Source organism: Microbacterium sp. HD4P20, assembly GCF_019449275.2.
Classification (GTDB): domain Bacteria; phylum Actinomycetota; class Actinomycetes; order Actinomycetales; family Microbacteriaceae; genus Microbacterium.
On the sequence record NZ_JAHZQZ020000005.1, the window covers coordinates 1 to 4200 of the forward strand.

Below are 4200 nucleotides of genomic sequence, written 5' to 3' on the forward strand. Positions count from 1 at the left end.
TTCAAGACGCAGCACGCGTCGGGCAAGTTCGGTGAGGGTTACTCGGAGTTGACGACGGGTCTGAAGGGTGCTGTGGACGGCATCAATGACATGTCCGAGTCGCTGCTGGGCATGATGCGTGCGATCCAGGATCTGGATCAGCAGCTCGCCGGCGGCTGAGACGGCGCGGAGGGCCGAGGGCGGCATGGGCCGCCCTCGCCCTCGCTGGTGACCATGAACAGGTTCAACCGGGAGTGAGGACACGAGGTGGGAGTCAAGGTCAGTTACGACGACCTCGGCGGACTGAGCACGCAGCTGAAGAGCATCATCGATGAGTTCGAGCACGCGGGCAGTCGTCGACGGGACTTGGAGGATGCCGTCGACCGGCCGTACGACTTGGGTGATCTGAAGGACGCCGCCCACGAGTTCGAGGGGCGCTGGGACGATCGCCGCAAGCGACTGATGGACAGCTGCAAGGGCCTCGCCGAGCACGTCGACAGTGTGATCAAGGCGTTCAAGGACTTCGACGAAGAGGCCGGCAACCAGACCGGCGAGAGATGAGCGGACGATGAGCGTTACCCCATACATGCCGTCGCAGACGCCGGGCGGCCAGCACCTCATCGAGCACCTGCGCGGTGACGCGGGCGACGTCCAGACCCGCGGCCAGCAGATCGTCGACCTCGGCACAGACATGACCGAGGCATGGACCCTCATCCAGCGACTCGTCGAGGACGGCGCCGCCATGGAGGGGCACGCGATCGACAAGCTCCGCGAGGTGGCGGGCAAGGTGAGCGGCGACCTGTCGAAGGCGGCCGACCTCTATGAGGCCGTCGGACCGCACATCCTCACGTACGGTCAGGCGCTCGAGACTTCCAAGACCGCGATCGACCCCATCGTCGACGATCTCGTCGAGCTGTGGGCCTCTTACTATTCGCTCAGCAGGGAGGCCGACACCGCGGAGGGTGCCGTCCCGCGGGAGCCCGACGACGACGCCGACGCGGACGAGCAGTCCGCGTACGACACGGCCAACGCAAGCGCCGTCGAGAAGCGCGGGCTCGCCGACAGCAAGAAGGACGAGTGGGACACCCGTGCCAGCGAGTACGACACGGAGTGGAACAGCTGGTACACCGCCTTCGACACCGCTGCCAGGAACATCAAGGAGGGGTTCAGCGGCAAGATCGAGGACTCGTGGAAGGACGACATGCGCGGCGCGCTGGAGTTCCTCTCCAACGTGCTCGCGATCGCCGGCATCGTGCTCGCCGTTCTCGCGATCGTGATCGGCGGGCCGATCATCGCGGCGCTCGCCGCGATCGTCGCGGTGGCCACGCTCGTGGTAGCCCTCACCCGCAAGCTCGCTTTCAACGACGGCAGCTGGGTCGACGTCGCGTTCGGTGTCATCGGCGTGGTCCCCTTCATCGGTCCCGCCGCGCGAGGTCTGCGCGGCCTCGGCGCCCCCGGCGGCTGGCGAGCGCTCGGCACCGCCTTCGGCGACGATGCCGCCCGTCTGTTCGGTGTCGGTGCGACCGGCGTCGACGACTGGCTGTCTGGCCTGAACCGCCTGCAGGGCGCCGGATTCGGAGCAAAGGCGGTCGATTTCACGACCGGCCTGCTGACCGGCAACAACATGGCGCACTGGGCGGACCCCGCCGTCATGACCGGCGGCCTCAACATCGTCGAGAACACCGCCGGCATCTGGGCCACTCAACTCGGCATCGCCGGCTGGATCAAGGACACCGCGGGGGGCGCGTTCCCGGGCTCGTTCGACCCCGATCAGAACCCGTTCTCTTGACGTGGTTCCAGGACCGCGGCCGGGTGATGAAAGACTGGCATGGTGAGTGATCTGCGCGCGGAATTGACAGGGAGCCTCGGTGCCACCGTGCCGCGGTACCGAATGCTGCTGCCACCAGGCTGGCGTTCGTACGATCTGAGCACCGACACCGAGCGAGAACTCGTTTCGGCCGCCCGTGCGCGGCTGAACGAAGCGGGACGGCCCGACCTGGCCGCCGCGCTCGCGACCCAGGTGAAGGACGCGGTCGCGAAGCTGCGCGAACAGGAAGCGTTCGCCTACGCGCTGCCGGCAGAGGGCTCGCCCACGTGGGTGCTGGGGTCGGCGAGCCTCGTCGGCCTGCGTCGACGGTCGACGCCGCGGTGGACGCTCGACGACATCGTCGAGGACGCGGTGCGCAACCGCGGCGGTGTCGCGATCGGGGAGGGGCATCGGATCGTCCGGTGGACCGAACGTCACCCCACCCGTGTGGACGGCGTCGATGCCGTGTCGTTCCTCATCCAATTCCTCCTTCCGATTCCCGGCACGAGGCGCACGCAGGCCGTGCAGTGGACGGCGACGGTCGCGCACAGCGCCGACCTCCCGCAGGACGATCCCGTGATAGCGGCATGGATCGCTCTCTTCGACCACCACATCGCCTCGTTCACCTGGAGCGTGCGCTGACATGCAGCTGAATCTCCGACACGACCCCGAGCACTGCATCCCTGTTCCGTTCGTCGCGCAGACTGCCGAGGAACGAGCCGCGTGGGCCCGTGAGACCGCGACGGCGTTCGCGGCGCGCAGGGAGCTGGCACCGGCCGTCGCCACGCGCATCGCTGCGGCACTGGAGGACGTCGCCGCCGTGACCACCGGCGAGAGCCGCAGCCTCGTCATCGTCGGGATCGAGGGGCGGGCGATCGCACCGCTCACCGTGTTCGCGGTCGACGAGCGACTCAGCGACGACGACCAGGCGGCATTCCTGTGGTCGGCCTCCGCACTGCTGCCCCCGACCACGGAGATCCTCGAGACCGAGGGCTTCGGCGTCGGAATCTCGGTCACACTGCTCGAGCGGCACGGAGACCGGGACTTCGGGTTCGAACGCTGGCTGTTCCTGGGCGAGGAGACGACGATCGCCGCGATCCTCGGCCCCGTCGCGCCCTACGCACTGGCGTTCGTGGAGGAGGCGGCGAAGGCGGTGCTGAGCACATCGACACTCGAGGGCTTCGTGCCGTCGACGGACCGCGCACGTGTGGACGCGCTGGACCGCGCAGTTGTCCGCTTCGGAGAGGACTGGCCGGCATGAGCGGCAGATCGCTGACAGAACTGGTCGACGACACGAAGGGATGGAGCGCGGTCGACTGGTGGCGGCTGGAGCTGCGCTCGTTCTCGCTGACTCCCGCGCAACGCCCGCTCGCCGTGCTCGCGCCGAAGGAGGCGATGTCGGAGCACCGCGGCATCACGTTCGGCAGCTTCATCCAGGGACTGGCCTACCTCTACGCCGTAGCCGCACCGGTGATCGCCGCCGCGGCAATGCTCCGATGGGTGCTGGGCGACACGGCGTACGACTTCCCGCTCGCGTTCGCCGGCTGGATCACGCTCGTGGGTCTCTTGGTCACCGGCTGGAGCGAGATCCAGCGGCTCCGCCACCCGCGGGCCACTCGCGCGGCCGCACTGCGCACCCTTGCGCTCATCCACGCGATTCCGGGGGCCGTCACAGCGCTGATCGCGCTCACCGCGGGGCAGGAGCAGCTGGGGGACGGCGCATGGGTGTGGCTCGTGGTGATCGCGGCCGACGTCGTCGTCCACATCGCGATCCTCGTGCGAGGACCGCTGCCCAAGGGTGGGCCCCAGAACGAGCGCGAGAACCTCGAGTGGAGCATCCGCGAGATCCCGCCCAGCACGCTTGCCGAGGTGATGGAACGGCGGAACGCAGCCATCGGTCTGCTTGCGGAGCGCGGTCTCATCGACCCGGCCACTGCAGCGCGCGCCCTCGCCACGGCTCCGGGTGAGCTCGCGCTCACGCTCGCGCCCGAGGTGCAGCAACACGCTCCGGGTACGACCCGCTGACACGCCGCACCGGCCGCCTTCGCACCGGCCGAAACGGGCCGACCTCTCACGAGGCGTCGCGGAGGGGCCATGGGTAATGGTCCCCATGGGCGGAGTGCGGGGTGTCGGTTAGGTTGGGTGTCGTCGGCCCGGGGTGGGTCGGGTTTCTGAGTGAGGGAGTTGACGATGGCCGATTTCGGTGCTTCGTATAGCGAGATGGAGCAGGTGGCGTCGTCGCTGTCGCAGGCTCGTGATGACATTCAGGGTCAGCTGGACTCGTTGAAGAGCCAGGTGGACACGTTGCTGGGTGAGGATTTCAAGACGCAGCACGCGTCGGGCAAGTTCGGTGAGGGTTACTCGGAGTTGACGACGGGTCTGAAGGGTGCTGTGGACGGCATCAATGACATGTC

The 4200-nt window shown here is 68.1% G+C and carries 6 protein-coding genes; all 6 read left to right on the top strand.

Annotated elements, in window-relative coordinates; genetic code table 11:
• Positions 1-246 precede the first annotated feature (246 nt).
• Entirely contained in the window at positions 247-540 is a 294-nt protein-coding gene (locus K0817_RS00825) for a hypothetical protein (protein ID WP_219979166.1), read from the top strand.
• Between the two features lie 7 nt (positions 541-547).
• A complete protein-coding gene (locus K0817_RS00830; RefSeq protein WP_219979167.1) occupies positions 548-1768 on the top strand; it encodes a hypothetical protein in 1221 nt (406 codons plus the stop codon).
• A 42-nt stretch (positions 1769-1810) separates the two neighbouring features.
• Entirely contained in the window at positions 1811-2428 is a 618-nt protein-coding gene (locus tag K0817_RS00835; protein WP_219979168.1) for a hypothetical protein, read from the top strand.
• A 1-nt stretch (position 2429) separates the two neighbouring features.
• The gene (locus tag K0817_RS00840; RefSeq protein WP_219979169.1) at positions 2430-3047 is read left to right on the top strand and encodes a hypothetical protein; all 618 of its coding nucleotides are present in this window, start codon (positions 2430-2432) and stop codon (positions 3045-3047) included.
• On the top strand, positions 3044-3811 hold the full coding sequence (locus tag K0817_RS00845; protein WP_219979170.1) for a hypothetical protein: 768 nt from the start codon (positions 3044-3046) through the stop codon (positions 3809-3811). Before K0817_RS00840 ends, K0817_RS00845 begins: the two co-directional genes overlap by 4 nt.
• Before the next feature lie 165 nt (positions 3812-3976).
• Positions 3977-4200 (top strand): WXG100 family type VII secretion target (locus K0817_RS00850; protein WP_219979171.1); only part of this gene is annotated, 224 nt, incomplete at its 3' end.